The sequence below is a fragment of the Perspicuibacillus lycopersici genome, from assembly GCF_025660475.1.
Lineage (GTDB): Bacteria > Bacillota > Bacilli > Bacillales > Caldibacillaceae > Perspicuibacillus > Perspicuibacillus lycopersici.
In genome coordinates, this window is the sequence record NZ_JAOUSF010000002.1 from 488,974 (window position 1) to 511,527 (window position 22,554).

20 protein-coding genes are annotated in these 22,554 nt (G+C 38.2%); 4 read left to right on the plus strand and 16 right to left on the minus strand.

The genetic code is table 11. From position 1 onward, the window contains the following. Positions 1 to 12: 12 nt before the first annotated feature. The 11 genes from OEV98_RS06455 to OEV98_RS06505 form a co-directional block, all read right to left on the minus strand. Entirely contained in the window at positions 13 to 1,137 is a 1,125-nt protein-coding gene (locus OEV98_RS06455; RefSeq protein ID WP_263072403.1) for a glycosyltransferase WbsX family protein, read from the minus strand. Positions 1,138 to 1,197: 60 nt separating this feature from the next. Continuing rightward, a complete protein-coding gene (locus OEV98_RS06460; RefSeq protein ID WP_263072404.1) occupies positions 1,198 to 2,286 on the minus strand; it encodes a glycosyltransferase family 4 protein in 1,089 nt (362 codons plus the stop codon). Positions 2,287 to 2,301: 15 nt separating this feature from the next. Beyond that, positions 2,302 to 2,805, minus strand: a complete 504-nt coding sequence (locus tag OEV98_RS06465) for a glycosyltransferase (RefSeq protein WP_263072405.1) — start codon at positions 2,803 to 2,805, stop codon at positions 2,302 to 2,304. 11 nt (positions 2,806 to 2,816) lie between these two features. Further along, entirely contained in the window at positions 2,817 to 3,266 is a 450-nt protein-coding gene (gene pssD / locus OEV98_RS06470; protein WP_263072406.1) for a PssD/Cps14F family polysaccharide biosynthesis glycosyltransferase, read from the minus strand. Between the two features lie 372 nt (positions 3,267 to 3,638). Then, complete coding sequence (locus OEV98_RS06475; RefSeq protein ID WP_263072407.1) at positions 3,639 to 4,961, minus strand: sugar phosphate nucleotidyltransferase; 1,323 nt, start codon at positions 4,959 to 4,961, stop codon at positions 3,639 to 3,641. Between the two features lie 924 nt (positions 4,962 to 5,885). Further along, complete coding sequence (locus OEV98_RS06480; protein WP_263072408.1) at positions 5,886 to 6,824, minus strand: NAD-dependent epimerase/dehydratase family protein; 939 nt, start codon at positions 6,822 to 6,824, stop codon at positions 5,886 to 5,888. 140 nt (positions 6,825 to 6,964) lie between these two features. Then, entirely contained in the window at positions 6,965 to 7,657 is a 693-nt protein-coding gene (locus tag OEV98_RS06485) for a sugar transferase (protein WP_263072409.1), read from the minus strand. A gap of 65 nt (positions 7,658 to 7,722) precedes the next feature. Next, entirely contained in the window at positions 7,723 to 8,613 is an 891-nt protein-coding gene (gene galU / locus OEV98_RS06490) for a UTP--glucose-1-phosphate uridylyltransferase GalU (RefSeq protein WP_263072410.1), read from the minus strand. A 483-nt stretch (positions 8,614 to 9,096) separates the two neighbouring features. After that, positions 9,097 to 9,861, minus strand: a complete 765-nt coding sequence (locus tag OEV98_RS06495) for a tyrosine-protein phosphatase (protein WP_263072411.1) — start codon at positions 9,859 to 9,861, stop codon at positions 9,097 to 9,099. 143 nt (positions 9,862 to 10,004) lie between these two features. Next, positions 10,005 to 10,703: a CpsD/CapB family tyrosine-protein kinase gene (locus OEV98_RS06500; protein ID WP_263072412.1), complete on the minus strand. Its 699-nt coding sequence runs from the start codon at positions 10,701 to 10,703 to the stop codon at positions 10,005 to 10,007. 5 nt (positions 10,704 to 10,708) lie between these two features. Next, positions 10,709 to 11,437, minus strand: coding sequence for a YveK family protein (locus tag OEV98_RS06505; protein WP_263072413.1), 729 nt, complete (start codon positions 11,435 to 11,437; stop codon positions 10,709 to 10,711). A 564-nt stretch (positions 11,438 to 12,001) separates the two neighbouring features. On the opposite strand from OEV98_RS06505, the gene OEV98_RS06510 reads away from it, so the two are divergent. Further along, entirely contained in the window at positions 12,002 to 12,814 is an 813-nt protein-coding gene (locus OEV98_RS06510; protein ID WP_263072414.1) for an SGNH/GDSL hydrolase family protein, read from the plus strand. Positions 12,815 to 13,117: 303 nt separating this feature from the next. On the opposite strand, the gene wecB is transcribed toward OEV98_RS06510, so the two are convergent. Both wecB and OEV98_RS06520 read right to left on the minus strand, forming a co-directional pair. Continuing rightward, positions 13,118 to 14,266 (minus strand): non-hydrolyzing UDP-N-acetylglucosamine 2-epimerase, encoded by a 1,149-nt coding sequence (gene wecB / locus OEV98_RS06515; protein WP_263072415.1) that lies wholly within the window; start codon positions 14,264 to 14,266, stop codon positions 13,118 to 13,120. A gap of 148 nt (positions 14,267 to 14,414) precedes the next feature. After that, positions 14,415 to 15,674, minus strand: coding sequence for a glycosyltransferase family 2 protein (locus OEV98_RS06520; RefSeq protein WP_263072416.1), 1,260 nt, complete (start codon positions 15,672 to 15,674; stop codon positions 14,415 to 14,417). A gap of 595 nt (positions 15,675 to 16,269) precedes the next feature. On the opposite strand from OEV98_RS06520, the gene OEV98_RS06525 reads away from it, so the two are divergent. The 3 genes from OEV98_RS06525 to OEV98_RS06535 all read left to right on the plus strand — a co-directional run bounded on the left by OEV98_RS06525 (position 16,270) and on the right by OEV98_RS06535 (position 20,582). Continuing rightward, positions 16,270 to 17,358 carry an LCP family protein gene (locus OEV98_RS06525; RefSeq protein WP_263072417.1) on the plus strand — a complete coding sequence of 363 codons (1,089 nt, stop codon included), beginning with the start codon at positions 16,270 to 16,272 and terminating at the stop codon, positions 17,356 to 17,358. Positions 17,359 to 18,297: 939 nt separating this feature from the next. After that, the gene (locus tag OEV98_RS06530) at positions 18,298 to 19,032 is read left to right on the plus strand and encodes a WecB/TagA/CpsF family glycosyltransferase (protein WP_263072418.1); all 735 of its coding nucleotides are present in this window, start codon (positions 18,298 to 18,300) and stop codon (positions 19,030 to 19,032) included. Continuing rightward, a complete protein-coding gene (locus OEV98_RS06535; protein WP_263072419.1) occupies positions 19,029 to 20,582 on the plus strand; it encodes a putative polysaccharide biosynthesis protein in 1,554 nt (517 codons plus the stop codon). The genes OEV98_RS06530 and OEV98_RS06535 overlap by 4 nt, the downstream gene beginning before the upstream one ends. 46 nt (positions 20,583 to 20,628) lie before the next feature. Here the strand turns inward: OEV98_RS06535 and OEV98_RS06540 are convergent, their stop codons facing one another. From OEV98_RS06540 to OEV98_RS06550, 3 genes are all read right to left on the minus strand, one after another. After that, positions 20,629 to 21,051, minus strand: a complete 423-nt coding sequence (locus OEV98_RS06540; RefSeq protein ID WP_263072420.1) for a GNAT family N-acetyltransferase — start codon at positions 21,049 to 21,051, stop codon at positions 20,629 to 20,631. A gap of 76 nt (positions 21,052 to 21,127) precedes the next feature. Next, complete coding sequence (locus tag OEV98_RS06545) at positions 21,128 to 21,262, minus strand: hypothetical protein (protein WP_263072421.1); 135 nt, start codon at positions 21,260 to 21,262, stop codon at positions 21,128 to 21,130. Positions 21,263 to 21,766: 504 nt separating this feature from the next. After that, the gene (locus OEV98_RS06550; RefSeq protein ID WP_263072422.1) at positions 21,767 to 22,468 is read right to left on the minus strand and encodes an AIM24 family protein; all 702 of its coding nucleotides are present in this window, start codon (positions 22,466 to 22,468) and stop codon (positions 21,767 to 21,769) included. Between the last annotated feature and the right edge of the window lie 86 nt (positions 22,469 to 22,554).

Genomic DNA, 22,554 nt, shown 5'->3' on the forward strand with positions numbered 1-22,554 from the left:
TCACCCGCATTTTTATTCATTCTTATTTATTGCATTTTTTAAGGCTTCTAAAAAATCGTGCTTATATTCTTGGTCAGGCTCTAAATATGCACCCTCACCCCATTCATTCCAGGCAGTAATAAATACAAACTCTTTTTGTTGTTCTTTTGAAATAGCAAGCAGCTCGCTTAAATACTTTTCAAATTTCTGAGGAGTTTCACCTGTTATAACCTTACCATTGGAGCCACGTCTCGGTGAGTCGTCATAACTGACAAACCCACCATACATTATATTTTTCCCGACATTCTTTCTTGCATGAGATAATATGGACGCCCAAACTTGATCGTAATCGAATATTGTCAAATCGTTTTTCATGTTAAACTGATCTATAATTTTATTAGCGATTCTATTAAAAATGTTTTTATTTTGCCATGCTGAAAACATTGGCTCATACGTAAACAGAGCATCAAAGCAGTCCATTGAATCATATGGATTCAACCTACTAACGAGATACATCCCAGAATAGCCAGACTCTTTTGCAAGTTCATTCCAGTATGCACACATTTTTTTAAGAGTGTCCTTTTGAGTATAATTCCAGATAATAAAAAGTGGCTTATTGTCAATCTTTATATATCTCTCATCTGCAAAAAATTGGTTCAGATAATCAAAATGAATTTTCCAGTCTGCCTCATCTCCATATTCGAGCTTCGCAAGAATTCCATCATCTGTTTTTATCTCATCGATATTCGCATCAACTTTTGGCGACCAGGCGTTAGTATTATGTTTGTACTTACTCCAAGTACGTACCCAAGAATTATTATCCCATGCAAGGAAAAATGGCATATCTATCTCCTTATGCTTAAGTAGCAGTTCAGCTGGTTTGGTAAGAACTCTCTGCTGGCTGGAAAACCAATAATGATAAATTCCAAATCCGTAGACACCATATTCTTTTGCTAAACTCGCTTGCCATTGAATTTCCTCTACATTCGATAGGTCATAGTAATGCTCATTAAGAGGAACTCTAGGCTGCCTATGCCCTTCATACAGTACTGTAGAAGTCTTTACACTATGCCAATCCGTAAACCCCTTTCCCCACCATTTATTATTTTCTTCAGTCTCATGATACTGAGGCAGATACATAGTAATTACTTTTGTCATGCAATTTCCTCCAATACAAATTAATCGTTTAACCGGTCTTTTTATATACTGCTATGGACATTAATCACCTAGAATAACTTTCAATGTTTCCTTTGCCACAGAATCTTTATTGAATTTTCTTGCTCTTTCCATTCCTGTATTAATCATTTCGATACGCAATTCTGGAGTTTGAACTATTTTTAATATTTTTTGGGCGAGATCTGCTGGTTCATATGGATCAAAAGTGATAACTGCATCTCCACCAACTTCAGGCATTGATGATGTGTTGGAACACAAAACTGGTGTGCCTTTTGACATAGCTTCCAATATGGGTAAACCGAAACCTTCAAATAAAGAGGGAAATATGAATGCATATGCTTTAGCATACAAGTTCATTAACTCTTCATCAGATACATATCCAAAAAATTTTACTTTCGATTCAATATCTTTATCCTTTATTTCTTGTATTATGTTTCCATAGTCATTACCTTTTTTACCAACAACATATATCATAAACTTGTCCCTAATAAAAGTAGGCAATTGACTGAAAGCTTTTAATAGCCCCATCAAATTCTTAGCTCTTTCTGTTTCACTTACAAACAAAAAATAATTTTCCGGTTGACATATATCACGGGTTTCGGGTGTATCGACTGAATTGTAAATAACCGCGACTCTATTTTCTGAAATATTAAACCTATTACATATATCATCTTTAGAGTACTGTGACACAGTAATTATTTTATCGGAGACCTTAGCTTGATGTTTTACTATCAATCTCCTAATAAACGCTTGCTTCTTAGAATATTTCTCTGGAATAACATATTCTGCTAAATCATGAATCGTTGATACCAGCTTACATGGCTTAATTATGATTGCTTGTGTATCTATCAGAAAGAGTACGTCTGGGTTATATTTTTTACATTTTAGCGGAAAAATTATAGACAAGTAAAAATTTCTAGTTAACTGACTATTTTTAATGTCAAGCTCAATAAAATGAATGTTGTGTTGTTTTATCTTTAAAAAATCATATTCTTTCATCCATTTGCCATAAAATACATAATATTGATTTTCTTTATCTATTTCAGCAATTGCTGGCAGTAAATTGTTAAAATATCTGCCCACACCCCTCGGCAATTCATAAGATAATACCGCATTTATTACTATATTCATGGTATATATTTCCTCTCATTTTATTCCTATTAAATTTTTTACAATTTTTTCAAATACCATATTAAACTTCGCGTTATTACTCTTTAGTCCACTTGGCATATTAGCAACAATTTCATCATAATGTAAAAGCGTATCACCTAGTTTTTCTATTTCTTCCACTACTATAATAGTTCCCATCCGCTCAGCGACAGCCTTGCTAAAATCCACCTGATGATTATTGACGTGCTCTTTAAACTCATATTTTCTAGGAACAACTATCGGTTTCTTACCAACTTGTAGCGGCATAATGAAGCTAGAGGGACCACCGTGTGTTATAACTACCCTTGCGTCAGCAATATTTTTCTCCATCTCACTATACGGAAATAATTTACTCCACTTACAGTGCTTCGGCTCATAAGTAGAAAAGCCAGTCTGGATGATTACATCTTCCTCAATGGTTTCATTTTCTTTCAGCTTATCTATATACTTAACTAGCCTGTTGAATTGCTGCTCATGAGTACCCACAGTAACGAATATCATCTTTTATCACCTCAGAATATGCTCCCAAGGTTTACCGCCTTAGGATACACTTTTTTCATCTCTTCCCATTCAACGATAAATTTATCAGTAATAGGATAAACCATTTTCCCAGTTATAGTTGGCTTGTCAATTCTGTCGAAGACCTCTATATAAATTGTTTTTGCCCCCAAAAATTTGCCAAGATAGAAAAAAGGGACTGCCACTGCTGCACCAGATGAAATGATAATGTCTGGCTTTTCTTTACGCAAAATCCCCCATGCTAACTTTGTGTTAATGAACAAAGCCTTAAGAGAACGGTTGGTAGGATAATAGCACGGATACATTTTTTCATCTTTGAGCAAACTTTTTGCATCTTCTTTATCAAAGGTAACCCAAAATCGTTCTTTATTCTGCCAAAACGGTTTCAGCATATACAGATGAGTTAAATGACCTCCGGAAGATCCTACCATACATACTTTCATGTTATCATTTCTCCTTTTCTGATAAACTTTTCTTTTCAAATTATGATTTCCTTTATAAGTGTTTTATGCGTTATATTGACAAAATTTCTTTCAAATATTATTTTATATATTTATTCCCGCCTATTATAGCATTCACTGAAATCATAGTGGATATCAGTAGGAGTGCCTATAACTAATTCAAACATGATTATAAATTTATTTTAGTTGGTTGATTTATGAACGAGTAATCTCTATCTTCAAATAGAAATACCAAAATCCTAGGATCTCAATTTCATATTATGTTCTGTATATTTTTTTCCGATAGTATCGAGAGCCCACCAGAGATAATCTTTTACCAAACGTCATAAACAGGCATTAAATTGCCAGTTCTATTTATCCCCAACTTTCTAGTTGATAAACCGTCTTGTCCTTCTGGCTGATTTCTTTACCGACCTGAACTTCGATAATACTCATATCAGTTTCAGCAAAAATGGTATGCTTACAACCAGCAGCAATATAAATTACATCGCCGGTATTTACGACCTGTTCCATTCCATCCACAACAGCCCTGCCTGCCCCATATACGATTGTCCAAACTTCATTACGATGTTCATGTGCGTGATAAGTCATCTGATTTCCTGCATCAAGTTTAATTCTCACTGTCATTGAACTCGGTTGAACATCGATTACCGTATATGTGCCCCAAGATTTCTCAGCATAGCGAACTTCACTATTGATCTTTTCAACATATGGCTTCATATAACCACTACGTTCTTTATTTGACACTAAAATCCCATCTCCGCTGGCAGCAATAATAATGTCTTTACAACCCATGCAAAGGATAGGGATTTCAAGCTCATTAACCACCTGTGTATTCTCACAGGTTTCATCCAAAGTGACATCGCCTTTAGTCATATCAGCCATAACTTCGGCCATCATATTCCACGTGCCAATATCTTTCCATTCACCTGTATAACGCTTAACTTGAATTTTCCGCTCTTTCTCAACAACAGCATAATCAAAACTGATTTTGGATAGCGTGTCATATTTGGAGAGTAGATCACGATAATCCTTAAACTCTATCATGCTGTGTGCCTTTTCAAGTAGATATTGTAGCTTAAATGCAAATACACCTGCATTCCAAAGAGCCCCCCGTTTAAGATAAGCTTTAGCAGTATCTCTATCAGGTTTTTCTTTAAACTCTTTTACTGTACTGACAGTAGCGGTCTCTTGCGGGATTATATAGCCATACTTCTCAGATGGGTAGGTTGGCTCAATACCCATAAGAGTAAGATTTGAGTCTCCTTTTTCTACTAATTGCTCCAGATTTCTAACTGCTTCGTAATAAGTTTTGTCAACATAAGTATCCACTGGACAAACTACCACACACTCGTCCATAGCAACATTTAATTCATCCGCGAGGTATGCTGCTGTAAGGGCAATAGCCGGAAACGTATCTCTACGGCAAGGCTCCACACAAATGGAAACCTTATCCCCTAGCTGATTTTTAATAGAACTTACCTGTGATTTACTTGTTGCGACAGTAATATTAGCATTAGGATCAACGGTAGTAATCTGTCTATAGACTCTCTGAACCATAGACTCTTGATTACCTGCTTCATCTTTGAAGAGGCGAATGAACTGTTTAGAACGAACGTCGTTAGAGAGCGGCCAGAGGCGTTTACCAGACCCCCCGGAAAGTAATATGATATTCATTTGTTAGTCCTCCAATCTAAGACAAGTCTATATTTTATTAGCGCTCCTATAATTCTTTCATCTTATATAATTTTTTATTATTGCATTTAATACTTTAGTAAATCTTAAGCTTTTACACATACCAAAACCTTTTGCATTAATCGGGCTATTGCGGTCAATGTTCTGGTTACCTTTAGCAAGTAGCCTCAATTTTATAGTTCGAACATAACCGTAAAAAACTTTTAAACCTCTGTACAATGCCAAGTTCCAACGCAGGACGGTCTCTGATTTCGGATTATCCAAAGTAGAAAGTTACATCCATAATAACCAATTCAACTACTGCACCATATTGGCGAGTAGTCCCGACTTAGCTCTTTCTGAAATTTTTTTCTCTACAGCGGAACCGTGTGTGATGTCTACACAAGAACAAGAAGATTTCCTTTGCTGCGACATCCTAAATCTTAGTGATACTGTTTCTTTTATAGCTTCCAAAAAACAATAATTTATGTCATTACCAGTAAAAATAATCATTCGATACTTAGCTACAGTTGACATATACTTAAAATAGTCCTCATTAGAATTGTGGGAAGCTATTACAACCACGAATCCAAAACATTCCAATACTTTTCATTAAAACTCAACCGAGGCATGGAACGAGCATAACATGAAGGAGATAAGTATTCTGAAACTTATCAGATTATTCGAGACTCATCCCAAAATATAAACTATTATTTCTTGTATTGTATCCAATTAATATACTGTGAACTCACCGGCACTGAACTCTAGTTCACGATAATATCAATACTCAATCTCTTTTGTGTAGCCGTACCAAAAGGAGTCCATCTGAACTTTGAAATTATATACACCAATCCATAATGTGCATAAAAAATCACCTTGTTTGATATTTATCATTTAGAAACAATCGGCATACTTACCTCGTAGTTTTTAAATCATCTGTTGGTTAATCATAAATTCTGCAGTTTTTTTGATTCCTTCTTCAAGCGATATAGGATTTAATTTCCCATATTCCCTCTCGTATCGACTAATATCGAGGTAGTTAACAGGAACATCAACTTTTCTACCTGGTAAGTGTTGAACCTTCAAATCAATATCAAGTGCCTTACTGATGCTTCCAAGAACATCTTTGATGCTAGTACCGTATCCACACCCCAAATTAAATGTCCTATGTTTGGTTTCACCATCTACAATTGTCTGTATAGCCCGTACAGCATCATCGATATAGATAAAATCTCTTATTACAGAACCATCACCATAAACAATAATTTTCTCGTTCCGTAATGCTTTATATGTGAATGTTGTCACCGCACCCAGAATCCCATTTGGTCTTTGATATGGGCCATAGGGATTGGCCAAACGAATTACTCTGTAGTCCAATCCATACATATATTTGTATAAGTATAGTAACTTTTCAATTGATATCTTTTGAATTCCATATGAACTAATAGGGTTTGTTGGATAATCTTCTTTTAGTGGACAATTTACTTCTTTTCCATAAACAGTTCCTCCTGAAGATATAAATACAACTTTTCCTACGTTACATCTTACACAGGCATCTAACATTTTTGCTGTAACTATCACATTTGCAACTAATTCTTTAGGAATATGGTGATTAGAAGTTGTTGGGACAGTCGTACTAATAAGATGATAAATAACATCCTGTTTTTTAAATAAATCATCAAAATTCGTATCTAACTCAAAGGCAGTCTCTTTAATGGATACATTTTTGAAATTTAATAACTCTGGAATTAGTAACTTTGCTTTATCTCTTACAACTAGAGTTAAATAATTGTTTTCATCTTGTGCTAGAGTTAGTGCTAAATTAGTACCAATAAAACCTGCGGCACCATATATAAGAATATTCATAGTTATACCACCATTTTTTAATCTTTTCATCAAAATAAAATCAATACCATCTTTTTTATATAGAAATAATCTAAGTCACCAAAATAACTTTCACATATTCATAACGTTTTATCCAATAACTCTTTTTACATTCACGGGTCTTAATAGGCATTTTTAGAACCAAATAGTACTAAAACTGTTTTAAAAATCAATTTTATGTCAACTATTATTGACCTTTCGTTTATATATTTTATGTCCAATTCAACCCATTCGCCAAAACTTAAACTACTTCTTCCACTAACCTGCCAATAGCAAGTCAAGCCTGGCGTAACGGTTAATCGTTGTTTTTCATAGATAGAGTAATGTGCAACTTCATCAGGTAGTGCTGGCCTAGGACCAACTAAACTCATTTGACCTTTTAATACATTCAATAGTTGAGGCAATTCATCAATACTAGTTTTTCGAATGAATCTTCCTATTTTTGTAACCCGCGGATCGTTTTTCATTTTAAAAACTGGGCCAGTTGCCTCGTTTTTCTCTATCAATTTTGCCTTTAATTCTTCTGCATTCGATACCATCGATCGAAACTTATACATATAAAATTCTTTTCCATCTTTTCCGATACGAATTTGTTTAAAGAAGATTGGACCTTGTTTATCCTCTATTTTTATGAGTAATGCAACAATAAGAAATAACGGAGATAAAAATACTATTCCAATAACCGCAAATACAAAGTCTAGTATTCTTTTACTTACTAAATAAAGTTTACTCTCATTTGTATTAACCTGCTGGTACGGTAGCTCTTGCACCTTCTGTACGGATGCTGCATTTTCATTAGAAGTCGAAATCGCCAACCTTGTTCACCAACCTTCTAATTAATTTAAAAATAATAATTTAATAAGAAATTCACCTAACAGAATTATAGTATTTCTTCTTTCTTCAAATCACTTACGATAGATTCCATCATTTCTAACAACGGATCTCTTAACTCACCATTTTTTAATGCGAACTCGATAGTAGTTTTCACAAACCCTAACGTTTCCCCAACATCATAACGACTACCTTCAAAATCATAAGCAAACACTCGTTGGATTTCATTTAAATGTTGAATCGCATCCGTTAATTGGATTTCCCCACCAGCACCGATTTCTTGTTTTTCTAAGAAACGGAAAATTTCCGGAGTGAAAATATAACGTCCCATAATTGCTAGATTAGATGGAGCTGTACCCTTTGCTGGTTTTTCCACAAAGTTTTTCACTTGATATCTACGTCCAACTTGTGAAAGTGGGTCAACAATACCATAACGATGCGTTTCATTATCTGGAACTGTTTGCACACCGATAACAGAGGACAATGTTTCCTCATATTGATTAATTAATTGTTTCAAACAAGGTGTCTCACTTTGTACAATATCATCGCCTAATAAGACTGCAAATGGTTCATCGCCAATAAAGTTACGTGCACACCATACCGCATGTCCCAATCCCTTCGGTTCTTTCTGACGAATATAGTGGATATTCGCAAGATTAGATGCATATTGTACCTTTTCTAGTAAATCAAATTTCCCTTTTTCCGCTAAATTGGCTTCTAATTCCGGTGCATTATCGAAGTGATCTTCAATTGCCCGTTTTCCTTTACCAGTTACGATAATAATGTCTTCAATCCCAGAGGCTACTGCTTCTTCGACAATGTATTGAATTGTCGGCTTGTCCACAATTGGTAACATTTCTTTCGGCATTGCTTTTGTTGCAGGTAAAAATCTCGTTCCAAGACCTGCAGCTGGAATAATCGCTTTTTTAACAGTTTTCAATCAAATTCACTCCTACTTTTATTTCAAGAAATTGTAATGTATTAATGTGTATCATTAGAACTAAATGAAAACACTTTCACTAGTCTAATAGACCCAAATGTGAGTCAAAAAAATATCTAATGAGAAAACATAATTGCCTTTATGTTCTTTCATTAGATATTTTATTTTCTTGCAGAACCTGTTCTGTTAAATTGTATAGTAATATTCAAATCGGAAAATCCTTTCGTCAAATAATAATATTCAGAATATAATTCTCAGGCATCTAACCCGTCCTCACACCACACTTTCGACAACAACGTGTCTAAGGTCAATAATTTTGACCCACAGCATAGCCGAGTGCCTCCTTTGATACTGGTCAGGAGACATCACCAGTATTTCGTTTCACGTAAATCTCCAAAATGGAAAAATAATCCATTTATTATTATAGCTTGGAAATAGTGAAAGGTAAATATTTTCTGGTAAATATATAGGGATTACGTCCTGTTAAAATATACCTAGTAATCTCTTTTTCTTAATTTTTTCTGGATGTTCGCGATAAATCATCTTGCCCTCGATAATCAATTCGGCGTTTTCCTTCAACATATAGACCATTTCCGTACCGAAGTGATCTCCTATTATTTCATAGGAATCTGCTAATTTAAAGCGTCGAGTGGTAATATTATGGGCATCACTTGCAATCACATGAGCAAGATTGGCTTCAAATAATTGCAGCGAAAACTTCTGGATTTTCTTTCCAAAGTCTCCCGTTAGACTAGATGCTGTAACTTGCGAGATGGCACCTTTGTCGATTAGCTGGAACAACTTGTCCGGTTGCTCGACAATTTGGCTGTTTCTTTCTGGATGAACGATGATTGGAGTGATACCTTTCATTTGAATATCATAGAAAAGTCGCTCCGCATATGATGGGACATGATTGGCAGGAAATTCAATTAAACAATAGTTTTTCTCATTTACCGTGGCAATTTGGTTATTCTCATACTCTATTACCCATTCCCCAAATAAGCGCACCTCCTGGCCAGTCAGCACCTCAAGTGGAATACCCTCTGCTTGTAGTACTTCATTTAACTCCTGTACCTTTTCAACAACTATTGATTTTTCGTTATAGTATTTTGATGTTTGATGATGTGGAGATGCAACAATTTTCGTGATTCCGTCATTGACAGCAGCCTTCGCCATTTCGATACTTTGTTCTATCGTTTGTGCCCCGTCATCAACCCCCGGGAGAATATGACTATGAATATCAATCATAATGGTTGCCCTCCTACGTTTTATGTATGATCCAATAGAAATTTTACTAGTCTATGTTGGCAGTATCGAAAGCTGAATTTTTTAAAACGATACTGCCAACTATACAACATGCAAATGAAACAATAATGAAAGAATACAATACGTTATCTTTTCCCGTAATAATAGTAATTCAAGTTTTTATCTTCTGGCTTGTTGTTTAAAATGGCCCCTAATAATTTGGACTTTGCATTTGTGAGTATTTCTTTTGCTTTAACAGCAGCTTCCCGATCGGTTGTGCCACTAGAAATTACTAATAACGAACCATCGGTTTGGTTTGCCATCACATGTGCATCTGATACTGCTAATATTGGTGGTGCATCAAATAGGATTAAATCAAAATGCTTATATGCTTCTGCGATGAAATGATCCATAGAAGTTGATCCTAATAGCTCCGCTGGATTTGGCGGGATTGGTCCACTTGTTAAAATAAACAATTCTGGGATATCTGTTTCACGAATCGCATCAACAAGCTCTACTTGCTTCGTTAATACATTTGTCAACCCTAATGTATTCGGTAATTGGTAAACAAAATGTACTTGTGGTCTTCGTAAATCAGCATCAACTAACAATACTTTTTTCCCTTGTTGGGCAAAAACAACTGCTAGATTACTAATCGTCGTTGTTTTCCCTTCCCCTGGTGCAGTCGAAGTAACGGTAATCGATCGTAAATCAGCATCAACGGAGGAATATTGGATATTCGTACGAATATTTCTGTATTGTTCCGTTATCGGGGATTTTGGTGCTAATTTTGAAATTAATCTGTTTTTAGTACGTGTATGTTTATTCGTTTTTGTTTTCGCCATTGCCTTTATTTCTCCCCTCTAGCTTTTCGACCACTACTTGTTGCCGCTACTTCTAGCTCACTTAAATCAAACCGAGTAATAACGCCTAATACCGGAATACCCAATTCTTTTTCAATATCTTGCTCATTTTTCATTGTGTTATCTAAGTATTCTAATAAGAACGCTAAACCTACACCTGCCATTAACCCGACTACTAATGCAATCGCAATATTAAGCATTGGCTTCGGATTCACTGGTGAAATAGTATCTAACACTACTGCTGGTTCGATCATTTTCACGTTATCGATATTCATAATATTTGGTACTTCCCGTTCAAATACAGTCGCTACTTTATTTGCGATAGCTGCCGCTGTATCTGGATCTGTGTCCTCTACGGTTACAGTTAAAATCTGATTATCTGTTCCACCTTGAACCGTGATCATTTCCCTTAAATCAGTAGCAGTATAACTACCATCCAATTCGTCTGCAACGGTGTCGAGAATGATCGATTTTGTAATCAGTTCTTTATACGTATTAATAAGGGCGATATTCGTTTGTACTTCATTCGTATTGAAATTTTCTTCTACTTGAGATCGGTTAACTAGAAGTTGCGAAGATACTTGATACGTTGGGGTGATGAAGAAATAGCTAACAATTGCACTAACAGCAGCTGCTGTGAAAGTAATCATAAGGATTAAGCTCAGTCTTTTCCTTAATGTTGCAAATAAATCTTTTAAACTAATTGTCTCTTCCATGGGGGCCTCCCTAATTGTCGTATATAATGTATTCTGCTTTTCTATTATGTGGTTTGCATTCTTTGCTAGATTACGTATTAATTATTTTGCTAGTGAAAAAATTCGCAACAAAAAATATATTTTGTTGAAAATTTTCCTCTGCTTGTCGAACAATTTGAATTATAACATAGGATTGCTTCTGTTGAAGGTGTAAATCTTACCAATTTGAATGAATAAGTGCGAAATACCGTCCCATTCCTACGTTACATTATTGGAATGAATAAATAATGAAATAAATTACTTCAACTCCATTACTCTATCATAGGAAAGTATTTACATTCAAGGTATTTTTACATAATTTGGAATATGTTGAAGAAATAAGGATTTTTTCCTAGATGAATCTATCATTTATTTGTCATCTTTTGTAAAATAAATAGGAAATATTATTACAATATCTATCATTATATCCCATTTTTTTCAATTTTCAATATTAGTTTTCTTAAAATTTTGTTAATATAGTTATAAAGTAATATATTATTTATATGTTTTTACTAATTCGAAAGAACGATACATAGGAGGTTCGTCATGTTTCAACGTATTTTAGCATTTTTCTCCTTTGTTCTCTTAATCGCCGTCATCATCATTGGTGTGCTCCATTGGAACAACAAATTAGATGTGACCGCTAAAGAGACTGGTGAAACTGCGCAAACAACAAATGTAGCAGCTGGAAAGGAGGACACAGCCGCTGATCGTCGCATAAATCGAGTCGAGCTAGGAAATTTCGTAGAGGATCTTCCCGAAAATATCGCCAACCTTTTCAAGGATGCTTGGGATCAGGAAGAACAAGTAGATATTGCGATTGTCGGTTCACCGTCGCTAGGCTCGGAAAAAGCTGGCTGGGGCGGATTAGTGAAGGACAAGCTAGAGGCATTATATGGTCCGGATTTCGTTCAAGTAACGATACATACATTTGATGGCACATCGACACAATTTCTTGAAGATGGCTTAGCAGACATTGCCGCCGAACAACCATCGATTGTTTTACTTGAATCGTTTTCATTAGAAGATAATTCTGGCTTAGTTGGTATCGAAACTTCTGAAGAAAACATCCAAACGATAATCGATACCTTCGTTTCCGAAAATCCATCTGTTGGCGTTATTCTTTTGCCACCAAACCCAATTCATGGAGCAAAAAATTATCCAGTGGAAGTTGCACAAATGAAAGAATTTGCTGCGGCAGAAGGCATTCCTTATTTGGATCACTGGACAAGCTGGCCAGACCCCGATACAGATGAAATTGTAGAATATTTAGGTGAGGATAGCTTGCCGAATGAGAAAGGTCATGCACTTTGGGCAGAGGCTGTCGTAAATTATTTCACGAGTGGTAGTGAAGAATAATCGTTTTTGTCAATCGAGGTCGGTTGTGCCTCGATTTTTTTCGATATTTTTCCATATGAAGAGGCTGGGACATAGCAATTGATGTTTAAATGTAAGAGATAGCAGAGGAAATATACGTAGACTCCTGCGGGAAAAGCATGAGCCGAAGACCCCGCACGAAGCGTAGCGGAGGAGGCGGCTTGGCCATGCCCGCGGAAAACGAAGTATATTTCCGGAGCGAATTTACCTACTTAACTTTGTTTGGATTCTCTTACATAAAAATACTTTTGTCCCAGCCTCTATTTTCTGTTATGTACTTATATTTTATCCCTCAAACGTATCCGGTGCCTGCTCTCTTTTTCCAAAATGATAAAGAATTGCCTGCACGATACGGCGGGTGGCTTGGCCATCTCCGTACGGATTCGAAGCATGGGACATTTTTTCATATTCTGCTTGATTTGTTAACAGCTCTTTTGCCATCGTATAGATCGTTTCTTCGTCCGTTCCTGCGAGCTTCAATGTGCCGGCTTCAATTCCTTCTGGACGTTCTGTAGTATCACGAAGCACGAGCACCGGAACACCTAAGGATGGTGCTTCCTCTTGGATGCCGCCAGAATCCGTTAAGATTAGATGTGCTCTTGATAGGAAGTTATGAAAATCGATAAGTTCTAATGGCTCGATTAAATGAATGCGCGGGTCATTCGCTAATACCTCTGCAGCCACTTCCCGTACCGCTGGATTTAAATGTACTGGATAGACGACTTGGACATCCTCATGCTCGGTAACGATTCGTTTAATCGCGCGGAACATATGTTTCATTGGTTCGCCAAGGTTTTCGCGGCGATGGGCGGTTACCATAATTAATTTGTCGTCCCCTAATGTTTCTAATACTGGATGATGGTATTCCTCACGTACGGTTGTCGTTAGCGCATCAATTGCTGTATTCCCAGTGACAAAAATAGTTTCGGGATTTTTATTTTCTGCTAATAGATTTTGCTTTGATTTTTCCGTTGGTGCAAAGTGCAGGTCGGCAAGCACACCAGTTAATTGGCGGTTCATTTCCTCTGGGAATGGAGAATATTTATTCCATGTCCGCAAACCAGCTTCGACATGCCCGACAGCAATTTGATTGTAATACGCCGCAAGACTTGCCACAAATGTTGTCGAAGTATCCCCGTGGACAAGAATAAGGTCCGGCTTCACCTCTTGCATCACCTTTTCTAACCCGTCTAACACACGAATCGCAATACCCGATAAAGTTTGGCGATCCTTCATGACATTTAAGTCATAGTCTGGTGTGATGTGGAACACGTCTAATACTTGGTCAAGCATTTCTCGATGCTGTGCCGTCACGGTGACGATTGTTTCGATTTCTTCTTCGTATTTTTTTAGCTCTAGTACAAGTGGCGCCATTTTTACTGCTTCCGGTCTTGTACCGAATATTGTCATTACTTTAATTTTCTCTGCAGTCATGTTTACACCTCGATTTGGTCCATTGATCAGTCTGCAATGTCATAGTTGTTTGTTACCTTGATAATACACAAAATTTGGGAAAGAAAGAAGGGCTAATTGTTTATTCGATCGAAAAAGCCCTTTTGATTCGTACCTTTATGTTGACTGTTTATGCACCAGCACTTCGTTTTTTCGTTACATTCATTTCATCAATTGCGATATTTCTCGAATGATCCGTACGTTTCCATGTTTTGTTGCCTTTTGTAATTAGCGCCCAGAAAAATAGTGGGATATACGTTACGTTAAAGACGGTTAAGGATAGGAATGCACCGATTTTGCCAACCTTTTGCTTTGCATCGGTCATAATCGAATAGCCAATATAGGAAAACTGGAAAAGCAGCATCGCAAGCCATAGCCACCATGGGAAAACTGGGTTAAACCAGCCGTCTACTGAAACAGTTGTCATAAAGAGAATGCCTGCGGTTAGTGTATTTAGGACAATTTTCCCTGGGTTGATTAAGTACATAAAGCCATCGAATGCAAGAATATCCAACTTCTTGATGGTGCGCCATAGTAGTCGATGTGCGTATTTAAAGCACACATCCCAATGGCCACGTGCCCACCGAAGTCGTTGTACACAAGAAGCCCAAAAGCTTTCTGGTTTTTCATCATAAACGACCGAATAATGACTCCATTTTGCCGGTACCCCGCGAAGTAAGCATTGCATCGTAAATTCAAGGTCTTCGGTTAAGGAACGTGCGGTCCAGCCTACTTCCTCCATTAGTTTTGTTTCGACACAAAATCCAGTGCCCCCGATTGCATTGCCAAGTCCAAGGCGCGATTTCGCTAATTGCCAGGAACGGTTCATGTAGTAATAGGTGGTTGCATAGGACAGTGTCACCCAGTTATCATTCGGATTTTTTGAATCTAAATAACATTGGATAAGACGGTCACCACGTTGCAGGTGGTTATTCATTTCTTTTAAATAGTTTAAGGAAACGAGATTGTCTGCGTCAAAGAATGCCACTCCGTCATATTTTTTCGTTAAATTATCTCCAATTTCATCAATTGCGTACTTAATGCCATACGGCTTTCCTTTTAACTCACCTGGTAGTGATGTATGTTCAATAACTTGTGCGCCAAGCTTTCGACTAATTTCCGCGGTGCGGTCGGTACAGTTATCTGCGATGACAACAACGTCATATAGATGCTTCGGATAGTCTAGGTTTTGTAGATTTTCGACTAAGTTTCCAATAACCTTTTCTTCATTATGTGCTGGAACTAAAAGGAGGAATCGCTTTTTCGGTTTTTGCATTGGCAATGGCTTTGCTCGTCCAAAGCCAAATAAGCTAATAAGTAGCCAGTATGCCCAGAAAAACAATAGTAACCATTGAATTCCGATAATCATTCCATTAACCCATTCTCCCATAAAATACCTCCAGAGTTTATTGGTTGGTAATACACAGCGTGGTGGTGTTTGGATGTTTTCGCCGAATACTGTCGCTTGCGTTGGCGTCAAATTTCTTCCGTTTTCTCGAATTTTGTTAGTTGCTGTAGCCGTCCATTTTTTTCATTTCTGCGAGCTTTGTTGAATCCAATCGATTGATGGAATTTGTCTACATATGTCGAAAATTGCGATTGATAATCTGCTGTGTTTTTACGCAATCTAAGTGTATTATTCTTTTTTGAAGCTGGTGGGTGAAGTTTGTAAAGATGGGTTAAGGTTGTGTAAAGATTTCGTAGGGTCGGTATTGTGGGGCTGTTTGGAATTAGAGATTGGGGAGCATTGTTCGCATGCTGTAACCTTTTTTTCGTGAATTACGTCGTATATTACGAAATTTTTATTTTAAAGTAGTATCAGGTAAATTTTTCTTCAAAAAGCTTAAAAATTTTCTTTAAATTCCATTTGTTGACTATATTTTATCTTTCGTCATGTAATGTTTTTTGGTATGATTTTCTATAGGTATACTGTTCTAAGCAATAGGACCCATTTTTTAAGTTATTTTTTTATAAGGAGAAAACTAATGGCACATGAGTCACAATCTCGAGAGATTAGAAAAAAACAGAAGAAAAAACGTAGTAAGAAAAGGATTTTCTTTATAACGCTCCCCTTTCTTATCATCATTTTGGCGGTTGTTGGGTATGCGGTTAATTTATATTTAAAAGCGGAGAATGCCGTTTCAAAATCCTATGAAGATACTGGTCGTGAGAAGTCTGAATTACGTGAAGAAGTAGTCGATCCTACAGAAGATAATATCTCCATTCTCATCATCGGTGTAGACACAAGTGAAAAGCGCGCGAATGATGGAAACCCTCGATCAGACACCTTAATTCTCGCAACACTCAATAAACATACAAACAGCGTGAAGCTTTTAAGTATCCCACGCGACTCCTACGTATACATCCCAGAGGTAGGATATGAAACAAGAATTAATGCTGCACATGCTTACGGTGGTCCAAAGGCAACAATCGAAACGGTAGAAAATTTACTTGACGTGCCGGTCGATTATTATGTGAAATTAAACTTTGAAGCGTTTATCGATGTAGTAGACGCGCTCGATGGCGTGACGATTGATGTTCCTTTTGAATTTTATGAACAAAATTCGAAGGATGAACCGAAAGCGATTCATTTACTACCTGGCGTACAGGAATTAGATGGTGAAGAAGCACTAGCATTTGCCCGTACGCGGAAGATTGATAATGACATTGAACGCGGAAAACGTCAACAAGAGGTCATTAAAGCGGTTATTAAAAAAGCCGCATCTGCTGGCTCTCTATTTAAATATGATGACGTGATTGAAGCTGTCGGTGAAAATATGACAACCGATTTAACATTCGCCGAAATGCGCGGATTGATTTCTTACGGATTAAAAGGAACTTTATCTATTGAATCCATGACCTTGGCCGGTTCGGACTCATGGCCAAATGGCGCCTACTATTACCAATTGGATCAACTGGCATTGGATGAAACAAAGGAAATTTTACAAGAGCATCTTGAATTAAATTCAACTGGCAGCAGCAATTTAACCGACTCCGATACTAGCAACACAGACGGAACGACGGACACCACTGGTTACAACGACACAAACGGAACAACCGACTCCGATTCATAATCCAAAATAAATCTCCTTTCCTCGTTTTTCTGCCGGGAAGGAGATTTATTTTTTATGTTAAAGGATAGAATGGAAAGAGAGAGTTTTTGGAGACGATCCGCTTTTATGTTTTATCGGATGGATTGATGCTGTGATTTATAGTAATATACCACGATTTTTGTGGTGGTAAACGCGGGAATTGGTTTTTATTGTGGGCGCGGGGGATTTTTTTTGAGAATGTTGGCGTGGAGGTTTTCGGGAACTTGCTTGGTTTTTTCTTGAAAGTGGGCGGGGTTTTCGGGAACTTACCTGTTTTTTTCTCGTAAATGCGCGCGGTTTTCGGGAACTTACTTGGTTTTTTCTCGAAAGTGCGCGTGGTTTTCGGGAATTTACTTGGTTTTTTCTCGAAAGTGAGCGCGGTTTTCGGGAACTTGGTCACACTTTTCGGGAATATATCTGCTTTTTTCTCGAAAGTGAGCGTGGTTTTCAGGAACTTGGCCACTCTTTTCGGGAATGTACTAGCTTTTTTCTCGAAAGTGAGCGTATTTTTCGGGAACTGGACCTTTTATCTCGGGAACTTACCTGTTTTTTTCTCGTAAATGCGCGCAGTTTTCGGGAATGTACTAGCTTTTTTCTTGAATGTGAACGCGGTTTTCGGGAATCTCGTGCTGATTTTCGGGAACTTTGCTATTTTTTTCGGGAACTTACTTGGTTTTTTCTCGAAAGTGAGCGCACTTTTCGGGAACTGGACCTTTTATTTCGGGAACTTACCTGTTTCTTTCTCGTAAATGCGCACAGTTTTCGGGAATGTACTTACCTTTTTCTCGAAAGTGTGCGCGCTTCCCAGCAACCCATCCCCTGTTCATCCAATTTTAATCTAATTTTAAACGAACAGTAACAGGAATTGTTGGTATAATTTATGTGGACATATACATATTTTTACAAGGAGTTCAGATACAGATGAAATATGTGACAATTATGGGAGTTCCTTTTTTACATACAGATCAGGCGTCTTTCGTGAATTTATTGGTGGACCGAATTGATCAACAGGAGAAGACGTATGTCGTGACGGCGAATCCGGAGATTGTGATGAAGGCGAATGAGGATGCGGCGTTTATGCAGGATATTTTGCAGGCGAATTACATTATTGCCGATGGTATTGGTGTCGTGAAGGCTGCGCAAATTTTAGGTAATCCTTTACCTGGTCGGGTGACGGGCTTTGATACGACGATGGAGCTGTTGAAGATTGCCAATGAGAAGCATTACAAGCTCTATTTACTCGGGGCGAAAAAAGAGACGCTTGAGAAAACGGTAGCGAATATTGCTCGGGATTATCCGGGAGTGGAGATTGTTGGGTCCCATGATGGTTATTTTAACTGGGAGAAGAACCATATTGCCGAGACGATTGCGGAGTTGAAGCCGGATCTTGTGTTAGTTGCGCTTGGGTTTCCGAAGCAGGAGAAATGGATTGTGGAGAACTTATCGAAGTTTGACCATGGTGTGTTTATCGGTATTGGTGGAACATTCGATATTATTGCGGGAACGGCGGTGCGGGCGCCTCTGGCTTGGCAAAAATTAGGGCTGGAGTGGCTGCATCGGTTAATTAAGCAACCGAGTCGTTGGCGGCGAATGCTTGTGTTGCCACAGTTTGCTGGAAAAATAATTGCACAAAAGGTTAAGGGAGCATCCTCATGAGTTCATCCCCTTTCGTGAAAAACACTTTGATTTTAACAATTGCGACATTGCTTTCCAAAATATTGGGAAGCATTTTTCGCATACCGCTGCAAAATATTGCGGGTGACGAAGTGCTCGGGATTTTCAGTCTCGTGTACCCGGTTTATATGGTCGCACTCATTTTATCAGTTGCTGGAATTCCTGTAGCGATTTCCAAGCTTATTGCAGAAGCCCGCGCAACTGGGGACAGCGCCCAGGTGCATATAATTTATCGTACAGCTAGCATTTTGGCGGTGCTGTTTGGAGTGGTCAGCTTTTTGCTCATTTTTGGATTGTCGCCTTGGATTGCGGAGGCACTTGGTGGTGCGGAAACTCGACTAGCGTTAATTGTCGTTGCCGCAACATTACTGATTGCACCGTATATGGCAGTTTATCGCGGGTTTTTCCAAGGATTTGAGGATATGGGACCAACTGGGATTTCACAGGTAATTGAACAATTTGTTCGCGTTGGATTAATTTTGGTTGCAGCGTATTATTTAGTAGCGATTGGCGCGGGTACGGAAGTGGTAGCTGGTGGGATTATGATCGGTTCCGTTGTCGGGGCACTTATATCGCTTATTTTTTTAAAAGTAACATATTACCGCTCCGGATTTCGGGTAGCGTCTAGTGGATATCGTGCTGCTGATTTTTGGAAATGGGGAAAACGAATATTAGTAGTTTCCTTACCAATCGCAGTTGGATCGATTACGATGGCACTGTTGAATTTTGTTGATTCGTTTACGGTGCCGCTTGGATTACGTGAGGCTGGAGTTCGTACTGGTGAGGTCATGTATTTGTACGGAATTTATGGTCGCGGCTTGGCATTAGTGCAAATCGCTACCGTTTTTGCCTCGTCCATTGTTCTGCCATTGATACCGCTCATGACGAAGCGTTTAGCAGAGCAAGATTTCGCTGGCACACGGCGGGTAATTGAGCGGACCTTTCGGATGACCCATCTGATTGGTTGGCCAGCCGCAATTGGGTTATTTTCCCTGACATTGCCGCTGAATCTCGGATTGTTCACAAACTTAGAAGGTAGCGTTGTACTTGCTGTGATTGGATTTAGCTCCGTATTTACTTCCTTAACCTTGCTAGGGACTGGTGTATTGCAAGGAATGGACCTTGCGAAGTTCGGCGCAATGATTATCGTTGGCGGAGTTGTACTGAAGATCGTGCTAAATATTTTATTGATTGCTGCGTTTGGTCTAGAAGGTGCGGCGTTGGCGACATTGCTTGTATATGTCGTGTTATTTGGAGTAAATTGCTGGGCGATATATCGAAAAATAAAATTTACTCTCGCCAGTGTGGAATTGCTGAAGATGGTGATGGCGGCTGTTGTTATGGGGATTGTAATCGGGGTGCCCACATTGTTTATAGATGTTGCAGCATGGTCGCGTGGATTCGCGCTGGTATATGCAGTTGGCGGGATTTTTGTTGGCGGATTGATCTATTTTGGGCTACTTTATTTGTTGCGTGTGGTGCGGCGCGAGGATTTGGGAAGAGTGCCGCTGTTGGGGCGGTTTGTGCGGTAGTAAATCGGATAGCATATCGCCCCTATTTTTCCTCATCATTTCACTTCTACAACTTTAAAGAAAAAACCTGTTGCCAATTGATGTTATCGTACCCAATGCTTTTATAAAATTCATGCGCTTCTTTTCTCTGCCCACCAGAACGTAATCTAATTTCTTGATAGCCATTCTCCTTCGCCCATCTCTCACATTGCTTCATTAATTGTGAACCAATACGTTGTCTACGAACAGTGCTATCCACTACTAAACCACCAATTTCCGCATATTCAAGTTCGATTAAACATTTACCAAAAATATGAACCCAACCAGCGAGTTTGTTATCCTTTATTTCAAAAACAAAAATCGCCTCGTCCTTGCTATTTACAATACGTTCCATACGAGCAGTTATTTCCGCTTCTGAGGACGGGTAACCTAGTTGGAAGCATAATCTAGTAATTTCTTCTGAATCACGGATGTTTGCAAAACGAATCACTTCTTTTTCCCCCTTTTTCCAAAAGAGTTATTGTTGTGTATTTTTTATCGTTTCATATCGTGTCAGGTTTCGGGAACTATTGCTGATATTTCTGGAACTTCTTGATTTTTTCGGGAACTTCCTCCGCTTTTTCGGGAACTCCCTTCCATTTTTTGTGGAACTTCTCCACTTTTTTCGGGAACTTCCTCCCGTTTTTCTGGAACTTCTCCACTTTTTTCCGGAACTCCCTCTCATTTTTCTAGGAACTTCCTCCAGTTTTTCGGGAACTTCTTCCGTTTTTTCGGGAACTTCTCCACTTTTTTCGGGAACTTCTCTACTTTTTTCTGGAACTTTCTCTATTTTTTCTGGAACTTCTCCACTTTTTCCGGGGACTTCTCCACTTTTTTCGGGAACCTCCTCCAGTTTTTTGGGAACTTCTTCATTTTTTTCGGGAACTCCCTCTTATTTTTCTAGGAACTTCTCCACTTTTTTCGGGAACTCCCTCTCATTTTTCTAGAACTTCTCCACTTTTTTCGGGAACTCCCTCTCATTTTTCTAGAACTTCTCCACTTTTTTCGGGAACTCCCTCTCATTTTTCTAGGAACTTCCTCCAGTTTTTCGGGAACTTCTTCCGTTTTTTCGGGAACTTCCTCCCATTATTTTCAGGAACTTTCTCCGAATATCGCGAACCCTACTCATTTTTCTAAACTTCCAAACGCCTATCTTACAGCAATTTTCAACTGTGCTCCCGCTTCCCTCTTATTTCTTCAAAAGGCTGAAGGACAACAAATCCGTCGCCTTCGAATTTCATTTGGATGGATTCTCCGCTTCCTCGGCCGATAAAGGTTTTTAGAGAGATGTCTGTTTGAAGTGTTGGTTGGAGGTTTCCTGACCAAGCGACGGTGGCATTTGGGTCTGTGATGATTGGGAAGCCTGGTATGACTTTTAAGGTTAGTGGTTCGTAATGCGTTGTAATGGCAATCATTCCGGTACCTTCACAGCGGACATTGAATATGCCTCCTGCCAGCATTCCTCCCACACGTTTCATCAATTTAATATCCCACTTTATGCTTGGTTCGAATGCAAGAAGATCATTGCCGTTCACAAAAATTGCTTCATTTTGGAGATGGAGGATGGTAACTTTTTTTCCCTGGTCGGCGAGATACAGCTTCCCCCGTCCTTTTGCCTTCATTAGTGATATGCCCTCACCGGTTAATGCTTTCTTGAATGTTTTTCCGATGCCATGCTCCAGTATCCCTTCACGTTCAAATTTGATTTTTCCGAGATAGGAAATCATTGAGCCTGTTTTCGCCCATACGAAATCATTTAGCTTCAAATTCACTTCAAGTAAGCGTGGGGTTTCTAATTCAAAAAAGCCTTGTCCTCTGTCCTTTTGCTCCGTTTGTCTAACAAATTCAGTAATAGAATATTTACTCATTCCACACACCCCTTCCATGTTTTAAAAAATACTGGATTGATGCTTTCTAAAATAAATATATTCCTTTCTAGCAGCCTTTAGTATTG